Origin of the sequence: Thiomicrorhabdus chilensis DSM 12352, from assembly GCF_000483485.1 — a bacterium.
Lineage (GTDB): Bacteria > Pseudomonadota > Gammaproteobacteria > Thiomicrospirales > Thiomicrospiraceae > Thiomicrorhabdus > Thiomicrorhabdus chilensis.
In genome coordinates this window covers 1872338-1888091 of sequence record NZ_KI519609.1, presented here as the reverse complement: position 1 = coordinate 1888091, position 15754 = coordinate 1872338, and the positions used below count along the sequence as shown (strand labels likewise).

The 15754-nt window shown below is 46.7% G+C and carries 15 protein-coding genes; 5 read left to right on the top strand and 10 right to left on the bottom strand.

Translation table 11 applies throughout. The features are described 5' to 3' along the window. Positions 1-63: 63 nt before the first annotated feature. A complete protein-coding gene (gene hisC / locus B076_RS0109050) occupies positions 64-1128 on the bottom strand; it encodes a histidinol-phosphate transaminase (RefSeq protein ID WP_028487027.1) in 1065 nt (354 codons plus the stop codon). A gap of 123 nt (positions 1129-1251) precedes the next feature. On the opposite strand from hisC, the gene B076_RS0109045 reads away from it, so the two are divergent. Further along, positions 1252-2211 (top strand): Nudix family hydrolase, encoded by a 960-nt coding sequence (locus B076_RS0109045; protein WP_051347276.1) that lies wholly within the window; start codon positions 1252-1254, stop codon positions 2209-2211. Positions 2212-2286: 75 nt separating this feature from the next. Here the strand turns inward: B076_RS0109045 and coaE are convergent, their stop codons facing one another. The 3 genes from coaE to B076_RS0109030 are packed head-to-tail and all read right to left on the bottom strand — an operon-like array spanning position 2287 to position 6033. Next, positions 2287-2928, bottom strand: a complete 642-nt coding sequence (gene coaE / locus B076_RS0109040) for a dephospho-CoA kinase (protein WP_028487025.1) — start codon at positions 2926-2928, stop codon at positions 2287-2289. Positions 2929-2931: 3 nt separating this feature from the next. Continuing rightward, positions 2932-5166 carry a bifunctional diguanylate cyclase/phosphodiesterase gene (locus B076_RS0109035; protein ID WP_028487024.1) on the bottom strand — a complete coding sequence of 745 codons (2235 nt, stop codon included), beginning with the start codon at positions 5164-5166 and terminating at the stop codon, positions 2932-2934. Positions 5167-5202: 36 nt separating this feature from the next. Then, positions 5203-6033, bottom strand: coding sequence for an alpha/beta hydrolase (locus tag B076_RS0109030; protein WP_028487023.1), 831 nt, complete (start codon positions 6031-6033; stop codon positions 5203-5205). Between the two features lie 296 nt (positions 6034-6329). On the opposite strand from B076_RS0109030, the gene B076_RS0109025 reads away from it, so the two are divergent. Continuing rightward, positions 6330-8150, top strand: a complete 1821-nt coding sequence (locus B076_RS0109025; protein ID WP_028487022.1) for an N-acetylglutaminylglutamine amidotransferase — start codon at positions 6330-6332, stop codon at positions 8148-8150. 94 nt (positions 8151-8244) lie between these two features. Then, positions 8245-8601 carry a Grx4 family monothiol glutaredoxin gene (gene grxD, locus B076_RS0109020; RefSeq protein ID WP_028487021.1) on the top strand — a complete coding sequence of 119 codons (357 nt, stop codon included), beginning with the start codon at positions 8245-8247 and terminating at the stop codon, positions 8599-8601. Between the two features lie 170 nt (positions 8602-8771). Here the strand turns inward: grxD and rnt are convergent, their stop codons facing one another. Together rnt and argA are read right to left on the bottom strand one after the other, a co-directional pair. Next, entirely contained in the window at positions 8772-9383 is a 612-nt protein-coding gene (gene rnt / locus B076_RS0109015; RefSeq protein WP_028487020.1) for a ribonuclease T, read from the bottom strand. Positions 9384-9434: 51 nt separating this feature from the next. Beyond that, positions 9435-10724 carry an amino-acid N-acetyltransferase gene (gene argA / locus B076_RS0109010; protein WP_028487019.1) on the bottom strand — a complete coding sequence of 430 codons (1290 nt, stop codon included), beginning with the start codon at positions 10722-10724 and terminating at the stop codon, positions 9435-9437. A gap of 242 nt (positions 10725-10966) precedes the next feature. Here argA and ilvD point away from each other — a divergent pair, with 242 nt between their 5' ends. Together ilvD and B076_RS0109000 are read left to right on the top strand one after the other, a co-directional pair. Then, a complete protein-coding gene (gene ilvD, locus B076_RS0109005) occupies positions 10967-12823 on the top strand; it encodes a dihydroxy-acid dehydratase (RefSeq protein WP_028487018.1) in 1857 nt (618 codons plus the stop codon). A gap of 26 nt (positions 12824-12849) precedes the next feature. Further along, positions 12850-13248, top strand: a complete 399-nt coding sequence (locus B076_RS0109000; protein WP_028487017.1) for a tellurite resistance TerB family protein — start codon at positions 12850-12852, stop codon at positions 13246-13248. A gap of 200 nt (positions 13249-13448) precedes the next feature. Here the strand turns inward: B076_RS0109000 and soxA are convergent, their stop codons facing one another. The 4 genes from soxA to soxX all read right to left on the bottom strand — a co-directional run bounded on the left by soxA (position 13449) and on the right by soxX (position 15622). Further along, positions 13449-14279 carry a sulfur oxidation c-type cytochrome SoxA gene (gene soxA, locus B076_RS0108995; RefSeq protein ID WP_028487016.1) on the bottom strand — a complete coding sequence of 277 codons (831 nt, stop codon included), beginning with the start codon at positions 14277-14279 and terminating at the stop codon, positions 13449-13451. A gap of 85 nt (positions 14280-14364) precedes the next feature. Then, a complete protein-coding gene (gene soxZ, locus B076_RS0108990; protein WP_028487015.1) occupies positions 14365-14676 on the bottom strand; it encodes a thiosulfate oxidation carrier complex protein SoxZ in 312 nt (103 codons plus the stop codon). 59 nt (positions 14677-14735) lie between these two features. Further along, complete coding sequence (soxY, locus tag B076_RS0108985; protein WP_028487014.1) at positions 14736-15203, bottom strand: thiosulfate oxidation carrier protein SoxY; 468 nt, start codon at positions 15201-15203, stop codon at positions 14736-14738. 41 nt (positions 15204-15244) lie between these two features. Beyond that, positions 15245-15622, bottom strand: coding sequence for a sulfur oxidation c-type cytochrome SoxX (gene soxX / locus B076_RS0108980; protein ID WP_028487013.1), 378 nt, complete (start codon positions 15620-15622; stop codon positions 15245-15247). Between the last annotated feature and the right edge of the window lie 132 nt (positions 15623-15754).

Sequence of the window (15754 nt, the reverse complement as noted above, 5' to 3'; positions counted from 1 at the left end):
GTCTGAAAAACGGGGGCTTTTTTGTAGGTCAGGTACAAAGACCTATTATGGAGTGAGTGACGTTTACCCCATGGCGACGATGCGTTTTAACGCCTCGCACAAGCGTGCATTTTGCTCATCGGTTCCTATCGTGATGCGCAGGAACTGGTCAATTTTGGGTTGTTTGAAGTGGCGTACAATGATCGCCTCGTCCCGAAGTTTCTGAGCCAGTTGTTGCGCTTCCCGATGCGGGTGGCTGGCAAATACAAAGTTTGCGGCAGACGGCAGTACCGTAAAGCCAAGTTCTTCAAGAGTTTGAGTCAATTGGTTACGGGTGTGAATGACCTTTTGGCAGCAACTTTGAAAATAAGCTTCATCCTCAAAGGCCGCCACCGCTGCGGGGATAGCCAAACGGTCTAGCGGGTAGGAGTTGAAGCTGTTTTTGACCCGCTCCAAAGCTTCAATCAGGTGGGCTTGTCCAAGCGCGAAGCCAACACGGATTCCCGCCAGGGCGCGTGATTTAGACAAGGTTTGAACCACCAGTAAGTTGGGATATCGGTTGATGAGGCTTGCCGCGCTTTGTCCACCAAAATCGATGTATGCTTCATCCACCACCACCACCACATCGGGTTGCGATTTGAGCAGAATTTCAATCGCATCCAGAGCCAGCAGGCGGCCGGTTGGCGCGTTGGGGTTGGGGAAAATGATGCCGCCGCAGGCCTGTTGATAATCTTCGACTTTGATCTCAAAGGACTCGCTGAGTGGCACCTTGCGGTATTCGATTTCATATAAACCACAATAGACCGGATAAAAACTGTAAGTGATCTCCGGGAACAACAGGGGTTTGTCATGTTTCAACAGGCCTTGAAACACGTGCGCCAGCACTTCGTCCGAGCCATTGCCAACAAAGACCTGGTCGGTTTCAAGGTGATGGTAATCCGCCAAAGTCCGCTTGAGTTGGTCGGCATTGGGATCCGGATAGAGTCTTAGGTTTTCGCTATTGGCCTGCGCGATCGCCTGCAATACTTTAGGGGATGGCGGGTAGGGACTCTCATTAGTGTTGAGTTTGAGAAGATTGGTCACTTTAGGTTGTTCGCCCGGTACATAGGGGGTCAAAGAGTGAACGATTGGGCTCCAGAATTGGCTCATAAAGATTTCATCCGTTGTGATTAACCGTAATGGAACTATTTTACCTTAAGGTCATTTTAAGAAACGTTAAAATAATGCAAAACAAATTGGGCAGGCCTGCTCATTCTCAAAAAGGAGAAATTGGTGAGTACACAGTCACAGCAAGGTAAATGGGTGGATATCGCAATTGGCGTATTGAAACGTGACCAGCAGGTTTGCATCAGTTTACGTCAGAAACACCAGCATCTGGGCGGTCACTGGGAGTTTCCCGGTGGCAAGATCGAATCCGGGGAAACCGTTGAACAGGCTTTGCAAAGAGAGTTCCTGGAAGAACTAGGGGTAAGGACCCATCAATGGCAGCCTTTGATCAGCGTGCCATGGGATTATGGGGAGATTGCAGTGCGCCTGCATGTCTATGTGAGTGAATGCTTTGACGGTGAGCCGGAAGGCAAAGAGGGGCAGTTGGTTGAATGGTGTGAGATTTGCGATTTAACGGATAAACGCTTTCCAGAGGCGAATGCCGGCATTTTGATGGCTCTGGCCTTGCCCAAAGTATTTATGAGCATCGGAAATTTTGATTCACTCGAAGACGGTTTGCGTCGTTTACGTTTGGCGCTTGAGAATGGAGTGCGGTTGGCGCAGTTGAAACTGGCCAAAATCGCACCTTCCGATAGGGATGCGGTGGTCGAGGCTTTCAGGGCGTTGAGCACGGAATACCAGGCCATCCTGCTTTTGAATGCATCCCCTGAGGTGCTCCAAAAATATGAAGGCCTGGATGGTATTCAGCTGTCCGCATCGCAAGCCGAACAGTATTCTGCACGGCCGATTGACTTGAACCATTTACTGGCGGTATCAACCCATGATTTGTCTGGCATGCGTCATGCGCTCGCCATAGGGGCGGATTTGATATTGCTGTCACCGATCCAGTTCACCAAAGCTCATCCGGATTTGCAAGCGATTGGTTGGTCGCGGTTGAACGAATGGCTAAAGGAGATACCGGTACCTGTTTACGCTTTAGGCGGGATGGGTCTGGAAGATATGCAAAAGGCCACGGCCAGTGGTGCGCAAGGTGTGATGTTGACCCGGGGTGTTTGGCCCGATTAAATTCGAAATCATTTTGTGAAAACAGGAAGTTGGAATGGGGGATGAAGTCGAAATAGTCTTTATGTCGCTGTGCTTTTAGGCGTTTTCGAGCAGGGTTGAGATTTGATCCTGTAAATTTTTCAAATCACCATGGTTGTGAATGACCCTGTCCGCCCATTGCAGACGCTGCTTTCGAGAGGCTTGCTGATTCATGATCTTTTTAATCTGTTCCGTGCTTTGCCCGTCACGTTTACTGGCTCGTCTCATCTGATCCTCTTCGGAACTATCCACTACCCAGATTTCGTCGAGATAGTCGGGTTTTTGACCGTCATGGATGCTTTCTATCAATAGCGGAATGGCTACGAAGACCCATTTTGGACAGGCCTGCTCATTTTCTTTTTCGCGGTAAAACTGGATTTCTTTAAGTATCTGTTGTCGAATCAGCGGGTGCAGAAGCGACTCAAGCCGGTCTTTTTGTTGAGGGTCATTGAAGATGTAGTCGCGTAATTTAGTGCGGTTCAAGTGGCCATCTTTCTGCAGATATTGTTGGCCGAACAGACGAATGACCGATTGCAGTCCAGGGGAGCCGGGCGCCACTATTTGACGGGCGATTTCATCGGCATCAATGATTGGAAAGCCATGTTGAGCCAGAAGTTTGCAAACAGTGGTTTTTCCCGAGCCAATCCCTCCCGTGAGGCCGATGATTCTTGGAGTCTTGCTGGAATTGCATGTGTGCATCTTTTATTGGCACTCGCAGGGCTGGTCGAAATGAGGCACCGGTTTGCCTAGCAAGTAGCCTTGAATATGGGTCGCGCCCGCGGCTTTGGCCTGCTCCAGCATGGCCTCATCCTCAATTCCTTCCATAACCAGGTCGAATCCGGATTTACGGATCATGTCGGCCGTGGTCAGGATAATTTGACGGGTTTTGCTGTCCGAGTTCAGTGCTTGGATCATCGACATGTCAAATTTGATAATGTCGACCGGCATGTGGGCTAGATAACGTATTGATGAGTAGCCGCTGCCAAAGTCATCCAGCGCAATCAAAAAGCCTTGTTGACGTAATTCATTCAAGACCTTCTGGGCGTATTCAATATGGTCGATCAGAAAGTTCTCGGTGACTTCAATGACGATCTTGTAGTGCTCGATCCAAGGTCTAAAGGGGGTAAATAATTCAATCAGGTCGGGATGCAATAGGGTTTTTCCGGAAATATTGACGGAGAGACCAGAATCTTTAGGTATTTTGTTTTGTTGCAATAAGGTCAGGGTAGCGCGAATAACTTGTTGGTCGAGCTCCACCTCCAGTCGACGGCGTTCGACAACGCTGAAAATCTCAACCGGGTTGATGAGTCCTTCTTGTCCTTGTATGCGGATTAAGGCTTCATAGTAACAGTTGGACTGGTCAACGGCGACAATCGGTTGAAAATGCATTTGAATGTGCTCACCCGTGTGGATGCTATCGACAACACGGCTGATGATTTGGTTTGATACTAAAGCGCTGGACTCTTTTTCAAGCGAGCGGTGGTAAATCTGAATTTTGGAATGGTGTGACTGTTTGGCTTTGTACATGGCGATGTCCGCCTGTCTTGGTAGGCTGGTGAGATAGTCGTTTGCACTGCTTGCAATACTGCTGATCCCGATACTGAAACTGATTTTTTCTTTTATGCCAAGTGATTGGTACGGGTATTGATTGAGCGCATCCAGGCAGGTTTGCGCGATTTCCAATATTTCGGATTGGGTGCGATTTTGGATAATGAGGGCAAATTCATCCCCCCCTATGCGATAGACCGGGCATTCCATCGGCAGACTCTGCTGAATGACTTTGGCCGACGCCTTGATCATTTCGTCCCCCACTTCGTGGCCGTAGGTGTCATTAAGGGCCTTGAAGAAGTCACAGTCGAACAGCATGAAAGCCGTCGGCTTCGGCTGTGTTTGGAAGTTGATGAAAATGTCATTCCACATCTCGTCAAACGCGCGGCGGTTAAAGGTGTTGGTCAGGGCATCTCGCCTGGCCTGTTCCCAGACCAACAGGTTTTGTTGGTCGAGTTCGATTTGGGCCGAGTGCAGGTTGCGGTGGAAGTCGTGAATGGTGCTCTTGAACTCCTCAAATTCTCTGACCCAGTATGTTTCTTCGGGTGGGGTGTGGGATTGGTGCGGATTACTTTTCAGACGTTGCAAATAATGAGACAAACTCGTCAGAGGCGAACGTATTAATTTGTTGAAAAACAACATTAAAAGTAAAGATACTGTCAGTAATATCGCAATCAGTTCAAAAATAAACTTTTGTGTGAGTTCCCAGAGGTAGTTGTTGACCGGATTGGATACGGGGCTGAAATCAATGAAATCAACCAGCTCTTCGATTGAGACAGTGTGGACGTTGTTGAATTGAATGGCATGCTTGTTCAGGTAGTAGAACTGATTCTGAGCCAATAAGGCTTTATGCAAATCGAGTGACAGACCGATATAGCCCATCAGAATCCGGTTTGCTCGGTCATAAATAGGTTGAGATAAGTTTAAAAAACTCTTTCCGTTGGGGGTTTTGCCTACCACGGCACTTGAGACTGCAAAGCTTTCCGGCAGGCTGTCTTCATGATGGTTTTCTGGAGAGGCGGGCATAAGTAGCTTACGTTGCGTGGTGTAAAGTTCCAGTTGCAGATAGTAGGGTTGATAGTAACTGCTTTCAATCAGACGGTTGTCATGCCAGAAAAAATAGTAACTTGGATCATGGAATTGCTGATGCACCTCATCCCATTCGGAGAGCGATTTAAGTTGATCTCGGGTGACTTCCAGTGTGTGGTTGATGGCCGAAATCAGTTCTTTTTTAGCTTCCTGGTAAGTTTGTTCTTCAACCGTCTTCTGGAGTTTGTTGCCTTCTGTATAGAACGACCAGATCATGATGGCTAACAGCAGGAATCCAATGCCAAGAAACAATGCAAAATAAAATTGTACGGGTTGAACGATCTTTTCAGGTGTTTTCATGTAACACCCTCCCTGCTGGGGTGAGATTGAAAAAGATCATTCGAACTGAGCGTCTGTGATTTTGATGAGCTGGTCTTGGAGATCGAACTCATATTCACTCGAAAAGAAGTGGTTGGCACCTTCAACAACAATTAAATGTGTGCCGGTCTGTTCCAATTCGTCAAGCCATTTATGACCGACGCTTTGGTAACGTTTGTCTTCACCACCCATGATCGTGTAGCTGGGTACTTTGAGGTTTTTTAAGTTGTCGAGTAAATAGGCGCGATCCAGTTTTTGGTATGAAAGAAAACTTTCCGGTGTGGCAAAGTAGTTGTTTTTGCAAAATAAAAAGCTGTATTTGTGTGGCTGCATATTGTTGTTTTTTAATGCATTCCGGGCATGGTCAATTTCGGATTGCAATGTGCCGAGTTCCGGGCCGCTGAGGAAAAACAGGCTGGTGAAGATGGCCAGTTTGATGGTTGGCTCTTCATTGTGGGCCAGAAAATGCATCAGTTCGGGGCTGCCGCTAGAGTGTCCTAGCAAGACGATTTCCTGAACTCCCTGATCTTTTAGCCATTGAATCCAATGTTTTACTTCCAGCACATCGTTTTCGAGTGTGTGGGTATGGATGGCATTGCATTTGACCGACTGTTTTCTTTGGCTGATGTTGAGCGTGAGGGTGGGGGCAAGGGTTGTATAGCCAGCTTCATTGTAGGCTTGGGCCATGGATCTGACCGTATGGAACTGGTTGGTCGTTAGAAAACCGTGCAACATCAGTACCGCCGGTTTGTTTGGCATACCTTTTGAATATTCGGCTTCGGCTGTCAGCTTCAGTTCAGGGATGTGCTGGGTGACGACTTCAGCAAAGGCGATTGAATGCGTGAACATCAAGCTTATGCTTAGGCATAACGTTTTAAATATTTTTTGCATTAGCCCACACTCCGGGAAATTATTGCAGAATTTACCGCTAAATCACCACTTAAGAGTACCAAAAGATGATTGCTTGGTAAATGATAAGTAGTTCTAACAAGGATTAAGATTTTAATGGCAGCTATAAAATCATTCAACGATTTGTCATTTTAATGGGTAATTTAACATCAACCGGTTCTGCTTAGGACGTTATTTAACATCGTTTAGTTGATACAATAACTCCATTATTAAGCAACCAAGTGGCAATCAGGACTATGTGTGGAATTTGTGGTGAAATTTATTGGGACGGTCAGCTTGCGACAGAATCACGTTTAAAACCTATGTTGGCGGCGCTGGAGAAGCGTGGTCCGGATGATGGCGGGACATGGGTTCAGGATCATGTGGGATTGGGGCATCGCCGACTTTCTATTATCGACTTGACTGATGCCGGGCATCAGCCCATGCGAGACCAAGCGCTTTCATTGGTGTTTAACGGCTGTATCTATAACTATCAGGCGTTGAAGGTCGAACTGCAGGAATTGGGTCATGAATTTGCTTCACATTCTGATACGGAGGTGATTCTTAAAGCTTACCGGCAGTGGGGAATGGATTGCGTCAGCCGTTTTGAAGGCATGTTTGCGTTTGCCATTTGGGATGATGATAATCACCAGCTTTTGTTGGCCCGTGACCGAATGGGAATCAAGCCTCTTTATTATGCGCCGGTGAAAGGAGGGGTGCGTTTTGCCTCCAATACTCAGGCCTTGCTGGCCGAGGGGGATGTGGATACCTCAGTCGATCCAATTGGGCTTCACCATCAGTTGACTTTGCATGCTGTGATTCCTGCTCCACACACCATTCTAAAAGGGGTGCGGAAATTGGAACCGGGCCATTGGATGATCGTCAATCCCGATGGTCAGATATTCAAGAAACGTTACTGGTTTTTGGAAGCGCAGCGTCCTGCGCTGAACGAGGAATCGACTCCCAAAACTCAGCAGGCCTGGGTTGATGCCATTCATGAAAGCTTGAAAGACGCCGTTCATAAACGTTTGACTGCGGCCGATGTGCCAGTAGGAGTGCTTCTCTCGGGTGGTCTGGATTCGAGTCTGATAGTGGGTCTTTTGCACGAAGCTGGGGTTGAGAACATCAAGACCTTTTCGATTGGTTTTGAAGACGCTCCGGAGGAGAAAGGCAGCGAGTTCGAGTTTTCCGATAAGGTGGTCGAGCGTTTCAATACCGATCACAAGCAATACCTGATCTCTAATGATGATGTTTTGCCTAGATTGCATGAAGCGGTCGAAGCCATGTCCGAACCCATGGTAGGGCAGGATGCGATTGCGTTTTATCTGCTATCCGAGCAGGTTGCTCAGGACGTCAAGGTGGTGATGTCTGGGCAAGGTGCCGATGAAGTGTTTGGCGGGTATTTCTGGTACGGAAAAATGGCCGAAGCCGGCAGGCAGATTGATTTGCAAGATATGGAATCGGTTTTGAATGCGTTCAGACCTTTTTATTTTGACCGCTCGCATGAGGAGTGGCTGTCTGTGATCAATCCGCAATACCATGTTCATGATGTGACCTCTGATTATGTGGGGCATCGTTTGACAGAACCGGGTGCGGATACCTTTTTGGATCAGGTTTTGCGTCTGGATGTGACCACCTTGATTGTCGATGATCCGGTCAAGCGGGTGGATAACATGACTATGGCGTGGGGGCTGGAAGCACGAGTGCCTTTTCTGGACCATCAATTGGTTGAACTGGCCATGTCAGCACCGGATGAGTTGAAACTGATTGATGGCGGCAAGTTCATCTTAAAGAAAATTGCGCGTGGCTTGGTGCCCGATGAGATCATTGACCGGCCTAAAGTAGCTTTTCCGATGCCGGCGTTGAAATATGTACGGGGCGAGTTTTATGAGTTTATGAAAAAAATATTGACCTCTCCTCAAGCCAAGGCGCGGGGATTGTTTAATGAGCAGGCATTACAGAAGCTATTGGATGATCCTGAGGCGCCCGAGAATTTTACTGCTATTCAGGGCAGTAAGCTTTGGCATGCCGCCTTGCTTGAATTCTGGTTGCAAAAAAACGTTGATAAAACGCTTTGATCTGGCATAAGGGATATCTATAATTTTGATTTTTTATTGATAACCTAGTAAAGTACTCTGGTATTTTAATTTTAGTCTTCGAGAGGATAGAGATATGTCAGAACAAGATTCACTTGAAAAAGAGACATTGGAACGCATTCATGAGCAAGTCACCAATAATCCGGTGGTTATCTACATGAAAGGGACGCCGCAGATGCCTTCTTGCGGATTTTCCAGTCGAGCTGCCCAAGCGTTGGTTGAGACAGGAGAAAAGTTTGCTTTTGTAAATATTCTGGCGGATGCGACCATTTTTGAGCATTTACCAAAATATCAGGATTGGCCGACCTTTCCGCAGCTTTATATCGGCGGCGAGTTGCAGGGCGGCTGTGACATTACATTGGAACTGGCAGAATCCGGCGAGCTCAAGAAAATGATGGCGGAAGCCAATGCCAAGCAGCCAAGCGAAGCTTGATTGCTGAAACGTAATCGAATCGAACAGGTAGCTTTGTAGCTTAATCCTTGCTTCCTGCGCAGGCCTTAAAACAGCCGGACAAATTTAGTTTTGTCCGGCTGTTTTTGTTTCTAGGAATGGACGTTTTGACCAGGCCTGCTGGTTTTCACCCATTCAGAAAATTAGCAGGTTTAGCCGGTATAAAGTGGCCATTGATTGACGATCTGACAGAACAGATCCGCTGTTTTTTCGGTGTCGTAAACGGCGGAATGGGCTTGTTGGTTATCCCAGCTCATGCCCGCTTTTTCCACCGCTTTGGCCAATACCGTCTGACCATGAACCAAACCTGCCAAGGACACCGTATCGAAGGTGCTGAATTCATGAAATGGGGATTTAATTTGCGTGCGCTCGGCCGCTTTTTTGACAAAGCCTAAATCGAAAAATGCGTTATGGCCAACCAGTATTGCGCGACTGCATCCACTCTCGTTTATTTGCTGATTGATCGGGGCAAACAGCGCTTTAAGTGCCTCTGTTTCAGAGACCGCTCTCCTAAAAGGGTGGAAAGGGTCATCGACACCGATAAACTTCAGTGCCGAAGGGTCGAGATTAGCGCCTTCAAAAGGGAGAATGTTTCTGGAATAGGTGGTATCGCGCTCCAGCGTTCCACGGCTGTTCATTCTTAAGGTAACAACCGCCATTTCGATGAGGGCGTCGGTGTCGGCGTTAAAGCCAGCGGTTTCGACATCTACTACAATTGGCAGGAAGCCGCGGAATCGATCTTTAATTTGGGTAACTCGTGACATAGTTCTCTTTAGTCGGCTATTTTGCCGGCTTTGGTTGGGGTGAAGAGGAAATCAATATAAGGGTTTAAACAGCACTTTGGAGTTGCGTTGAAAGTTATAGAGTGACTGTCTTTTTTCGGGCAGTTTTTCTTTTTCATCGGCTTGAAAACCGTGCTCTATAAACCAGTGCTGTGTATGGGTGGTCAGTAAAAACAGGGTTTTTAGGGATAAGGCTTTCGCTTTGTTCTCAACCGCTGCCAGCAGTTCGCTGCCGAGCTCCTGACCTTGGTATTGTGGATGAACCGCCAGGCAGGCAAGTTCTCCAAAATCATTTTCATGTTGATAGAGGGCGGCGCAACCAATAATGTGCTGATCGCGTTCAAGCACGATGAAATTACCGATTTCAAGTTCAAGCAACTCTCTTGAGCGTTTCACCAGTACCCCTTGTTGTTCAAGCGGGCTGATGAGGTCGAGAATGCCGCCGACGTCTTCGATTTGTGCATCGCGAACCTGGTGGTAACGGTCGCTGAAAATCAAGGTTCCGGAACCGTCGCGGGTAAAGAGCTCAATCAGGATGGCGCTCGGATCCTGTTTGTCCATCAAGTGTACACGTTTGACATTTTGACTGGTTTTGCGAATTTGAGTGAGCAGCCGCTGTTGGTCCGCTGTGCTGGGCGTAAGTAATACGCCATCCAGTTCGGGAATGCTTAACTGTTTGGGGAGTTGTTGCATTTCTGCCGGCGTGGTGAATACCATCAGTTTGTCGGCTTTAATGGCCGATGCGACTTCACAGGCTTGTTCCAGCGTGTTGAGGTTGAATACCTCTCCGGTGAGTGAATACGCCAAAGGCGTGAGCAGGGCAATTTGCCCGGCATCCAGATTGGCTGCGATGGCCTGGTGATTGATTTTCCGCAGTTTTCCGGTGTGCTGGTAGTCAATGCCTTCGATGACCCCTTTGGGTTGTGCAATGACCCAGTTCCCGGATGTGATGGTTATTGGGGTCGGCTGCATGCAGTTGGCCTGACTGAAGCTGGCTTCAAGCTGAGTTTTTACCGTGCCGATGGCTTGTTGGAAAACCGGAAGCATCTCCGTGGTGGTGATACGAAACTGTTGATGTGTTTGCCACTCCTCGCCATACAGTTTCAACGCTGCGTCAATCTGGGGGGTGGCCCCCATGACCAAAACCAATTTGAGGCCTAGATTATGCAGTAGGCCTACATCTTGGGCGAGTTGTTTGCGGCTGGCTTCCTTGAGTAAAAGTTCTCCGGGAAGATAGATCACGCAAGTTTTACCGCGATGCTCTTCAATATAACGAGACGATTGACGTAGGCTGTTTATAAAATCAAGTTCTGATTGCTGCATTCAATGGCCGTTTAGTAATTAGAAATATCCATTTAAGGTTACACACACCCATCAAATCCATCATAACCTTTTTAAGCTTGTGGTTTGTCAAGAGTCTAAAAGGGTTAATCCGATGGATTTGACAAAAAGCGTCTGGATTTTGTCATATCTGATTGGCAGATGTGAGAAAATAATAAAACATATTTAAGTATAACAGCCAATCAATGATTGTTGAATCATTGCAACGTTTCAAGGAGTTTTAGATGCCTCAGTATCGTTCAAGAACCAGTACGCATGGCCGCAACATGGCCGGAGCCCGAGCTTTGTGGCGTGCAACCGGTATGCAGACTGAAGATTTTGGTAAGCCGATTATTGCGATTGCCAACTCGTTTACGCAGTTTGTGCCGGGGCATGTTCACTTGAAGGACATGGGGCAGTTGGTCGCTGGCGTGATTGAAGAGCACGGAGGCATTGCCAAAGAGTTCAATACCATTGCGGTGGATGACGGTATTGCCATGGGGCATGACGGTATGCTGTACTCTTTGCCGTCTCGTGATTTAATTGCGGATTCGGTTGAGTATATGTGCAATGCGCACTGTGCCGACGCTTTGGTGTGTATTTCGAACTGCGACAAAATCACTCCGGGTATGATGATGGCGGCCATGCGCCTGAATATTCCGACCATTTTCGTGACGGGCGGTCCAATGGAGTCGGGTAAAACCGTATTGGGCGGCACCGAGATCAAGCTGGATCTGGTCGATGCGATGGTGATGGCGGCGGATGATAAATGTTCAGATTCGGATGTCAACGATGTTGAAATTTCCGCTTGTCCGACTTGCGGCTCTTGTTCGGGCATGTTTACCGCAAATTCGATGAATTGTTTGGCTGAAGCATTAGGTATTGCATTGCCCGGTAACGGAACAACTTTGGCGACACATGCAGACCGTAGACATTTGTTTGAAGAGGCGGGTCGTCGTATAGTTGAAATTGCAAAACAATACTATGAACAGGATGATGATTCTGTACTTCCACGCTCCATCGCCACCTTTGAAGCGTTTGAAAATGCAATGTCACTGGATGTGGCGATGGGCGGATCAACCAACACGATTTTGCATCTTCTGGCGATCGCCAAAGAGGCGGAAGTGAAATTTACCATGGCGGATATTGACCATGTTTCTCGTAGAGTACCGTGTTTGTCAAAAGTCGCGCCGAACTCTAAAATCTATCATATGGAAGATGTACACCGTGCCGGCGGCATTATGCGCATACTGGGAGAGTTGGAGCGCGGCGGTTTGCTGCACTCTGATGTTTCTACCGTACACGCTTCGACGATGGCTGCCGCTTTGGAGCTTTGGGATATTCGCCGAACCGATGATCCGGCGGTTGAAACCTTTTTCAGAGCGGCACCTGGTAATGTCCGCACCACCCAGGCATTTAGTCAGGATAAGCGTTGGAAAACACTTGATGCGGATCCTGAAAATGGTTGTATTCGCAGTGTTGAACATGCCTATACCAAAGATGGCGGCTTAGCGGTACTGTACGGAAACATCGCATTGGACGGTTGTGTGGTTAAAACCGCCGGTGTTGATGAGGAGATTTTTAAGTTTACCGGTAAGGCGCGTATTTATGAAAGTCAGGATGCGGCCGTCGCCGGAATTCTGGGTGATGAAGTTAAATCTGGTGATGTGGTCATAATCCGTTATGAAGGGCCGAAGGGTGGACCGGGTATGCAAGAGATGCTGTACCCAACCAGTTATTTGAAGTCGAAAGGATTGGGCAAAGAGTGTGCCTTGTTGACGGATGGTCGATTCTCAGGTGGAACCTCCGGCCTTTCAATCGGTCACGCCTCACCGGAAGCCGCAGAAGGCGGTAATATCGGTTTGGTTGAAGACGGTGACGTCATTGAAATTGATATTCCTAATCGAACTATCAATGTGGCGCTGAGCGATGAGGAGTTGGCAGAGAGACGTCAAACCATGGTTGCAAAAGGCCGAGATGCCTGGAAGCCCGTTGAAGACCGTCCTCGTAAAGTCAGTGCCGCACTGAGAGCTTATGCAGCAATGACTACCAGTGCGGCATTTGGTGCTGTACGTGACGTAGATCAGATTGAACACCGATAATATCGCCAACTAGGAGAGCGTGAAATATGTTTGCAGATCGATTAACTCAGCAGCAACGTCAGGTTGTATTTGATTTGGCCGCTCACATCGCCGCAGCGGACAATGATGTGTCTGAAGAAGAAGTTCAGTATTTGAAAGATTTTAGTGAAGCTTATGGCATTGAGTACAGCCTTGATAAAGCAGGTATTGATATTGATGAGCATATCAAGTTGCTGGACAATAAGATTTCTCGCATCATCACCCTGCAGGAGATTATCAAAATATCATATAAAGATGGTCATTTTGGTAAGGAAGAGCAGGATAAGGTATTTCTGATCGCCCAGAAGATGGGTTTGAACGACCCTGAGTTGATGATGCGCATCGAGCGTTGGGTCCGACAAGGTTTTGACTGGATATACGAAGGTGAGCAGATGCTTGAAATTTAAGAGCGAATTAGAGGTGTTTCGTTTCAATAAAAAGCCAGCGTAGTAAGCTGGCTTTTTTGTATCTAGAGTGAGGGGGAAACAGATAAGTTTCAGGAGAATTGTTTTATGAATGTTTATTTGTAATCAAGGTAGATAAAATACCAAGTCAGTAGACATAAAAAAACCCGGCTATTGCCGGGTTTTTTTAGATTTCGTGAATATTATTCACGGTAACCAGGTCCGTTGATCTCAATGCCGTTAGACATATAAGCCTGGAAAAACTCTAGGTTACGATACTCTTTACTCTGTGCTTTAAATGGAGTGGCACGCATGTTTTTGTGGCATCCACCATAACGACGGTGTAAAGTTCCTAGGTTCTGCCATTTCGCACGGAAAACTGGGAAGTGGCTAGTGTGACCAAGGTTTGGCGATAAAGTGTTAGCACGCGCCATACGACCGGAGTTGTAGGTGTGACATTTGGCACAAGAAAGGTTTAACTGACCACGCGGAGTGATGTACAGTTCTCTACCTTCGTTAAAGGCCTGCTTAGCACCTTCGCTGTCAATTTTGACGTCGATTTTCTGTCCACGTGAGTTGTAAGCTAGGAATGCGCTGACCTGAGCCAGGGTTCCTTTCTTCCACTTGTATGGTTTCAAACCAGCATCAGTGCGACACTTGTTGATGGCGCCTTCAAGTGTAACAACTTGTTGGGTCGATTCGTCAAAATAAGGGTATTGTGGACGAATCTTGGAAACGTCAGAGCCAAAGCATTTTTCAAAAACAGCTTGATCCTTGTTCCATGCCGCTTCACCGGCATCGATTGCGTCTAAATATGGAGGGAATTCTTCAGCTGCTTCCCATTGAGCGTATTTGTCTGCTGAGTAAATGTATGCACCGTTGGCATACTCCTGAAATTCGATGTTTGGACTTTTTGCTTTGAAATAATCAACCAATTGCTGGCGATCAGTTTCTGGGTCCACAGTATTTGCCATTGTTGAGGTGGCAGCTACTGATACACCTAATGTTAAGGCGATTAGTAGTGTTTTTTTCATTCCAATCCTCCGTCCGAGAGCTCTGTTTTATTTCTATTATTATTATGGGGTGTGCCTACCCGAAAGTAGGCACGATCTCTTTAAATTATTTTAATTTAAGAGTTTCTTCACCAGTTTCACCAGTGTTATCAGTAATCGCTAGTTTAACTTCGTCACCAGCGTTTGCTTTTACTTGTACAGCCATGTATGGGTTTGCAGATACAGCCCCAGACCACTGTGCATTTACTGCTTCAGCACCGTTTACAGATACTTTGACAGAGTCGATGAACTTAGCTGGATATGGCTTACCAGTTTTTTTGTTCATACGTACACCAGATTCCATTGGGTGCTTGATAAGCGCTTTAACTTCTGCAACGCCACCTTTAGATTTTCCACGCATTCTGATTTTAATTGACATGTTATTTCCTTTTAATAATTATTCAGTGCTTTATAAACTTGAAGTTTAGAGATGGGGGATTAACCGCCACATCCACCGATAGTTACTTTAACTTCTTGTTCAGCTTTGAATAGTTTTCCGCCAGCTTTAACAACGGCAACAACATTCATTGTCTCACCCATTTTGATACGAGTAGAAACATAACCAAGTGCAGAATCAGCAAAGTCATAAGTACAAACTAATGGCATTGGGTTTTTGCTCGCTAGGATAGCGATTGATTCAACACCGCTCATGCCAGTTGCATCAACAGTTACAGGGGTAACAGCACCGTTTTCTGCGATAGCAGGTGCTTTAAGTTTTACATCACCTTCTGCCGTTGCAGAAGCTGAACCAAAAACACTGTTTAGAGCATCGTCAGAGCTTTTAGCTGAGAATGCGTTTTTGTTCCAATCAGCCAAAACAGTGCTTGGCGTTAATAGACCAGCGTTTACAGCTACAGCTGCCGCGCCAGTTGCAAGGGTACCTTTAAGGAAAGATCTACGTTTCATAAGGTTTTAAACTCCCGGTTAAGGTTTAATAAACAATAAAATTACAGTGTATAAATATAATCAACGATTTTGCTGATTTCTGCATCTGTAAGTATTCCATTTTGTCCAAATGGAGGCATCATGCTATTTGGAACATTCTGAGCTTCAGGTGTGCCCCAAATTTTGTCGAAAAGCTTTTGCTTATCAGGGTAACGAAGTTTCATTGCAATTAACGCAGGACCGATGTTTCCTGGCATAGCGCCATCTCCAGCCATGTGACATGCAAGGCAGTTACCTTTTGAACGGCTAAAAGCGAGCTTTTTTCCTTCTTCTACTGAAGAGGCACCTTTATCAGCAGCATTAGATGTTACTGGTGATACCAATACAGCAGACGAGATCGCCAAAGCAGTCAACAACTTCTTCATGTTAGAACTAAACATTCTTCTCCTCCTAAAGAGTCTTTTATAACGTTCCCATTTTATATTTAATTGGGTTTTTATTATTTGAACAAAACTTGCTCTTGGAGACTAAGCTTACTCACTAAAATCCTAAACGCAAGTTTTTTGGGTTCA

Coding starts and splice junctions, on each gene's coding strand:
- argA (WP_028487019.1), bottom strand. CDS start 10,724: ATGCAGCAATCAGAACTTGATTTTATAAACAGCCTACGTCAATCGTCT.
- ilvD (WP_028487018.1), top strand. CDS start 10,967: ATGCCTCAGTATCGTTCAAGAACCAGTACGCATGGCCGCAACATGGCC.
- coaE (WP_028487025.1), bottom strand. CDS start 2,928: ATGCACACATGCAATTCCAGCAAGACTCCAAGAATCATCGGCCTCACG.
- soxZ (WP_028487015.1), bottom strand. CDS start 14,676: ATGTCAATTAAAATCAGAATGCGTGGAAAATCTAAAGGTGGCGTTGCA.
- B076_RS0109000 (WP_028487017.1), top strand. CDS start 12,850: ATGTTTGCAGATCGATTAACTCAGCAGCAACGTCAGGTTGTATTTGAT.
- B076_RS0109025 (WP_028487022.1), top strand. CDS start 6,330: ATGTGTGGAATTTGTGGTGAAATTTATTGGGACGGTCAGCTTGCGACA.
- hisC (WP_028487027.1), bottom strand. CDS start 1,128: ATGAGCCAATTCTGGAGCCCAATCGTTCACTCTTTGACCCCCTATGTA.
- B076_RS0109030 (WP_028487023.1), bottom strand. CDS start 6,033: ATGTTCACGCATTCAATCGCCTTTGCTGAAGTCGTCACCCAGCACATC.
- soxA (WP_028487016.1), bottom strand. CDS start 14,279: ATGAAAAAAACACTACTAATCGCCTTAACATTAGGTGTATCAGTAGCT.
- grxD (WP_028487021.1), top strand. CDS start 8,245: ATGTCAGAACAAGATTCACTTGAAAAAGAGACATTGGAACGCATTCAT.
- rnt (WP_028487020.1), bottom strand. CDS start 9,383: ATGTCACGAGTTACCCAAATTAAAGATCGATTCCGCGGCTTCCTGCCA.
- B076_RS0109035 (WP_028487024.1), bottom strand. CDS start 5,166: ATGAAAACACCTGAAAAGATCGTTCAACCCGTACAATTTTATTTTGCA.
- soxX (WP_028487013.1), bottom strand. CDS start 15,622: ATGTTTAGTTCTAACATGAAGAAGTTGTTGACTGCTTTGGCGATCTCG.
- soxY (WP_028487014.1), bottom strand. CDS start 15,203: ATGAAACGTAGATCTTTCCTTAAAGGTACCCTTGCAACTGGCGCGGCA.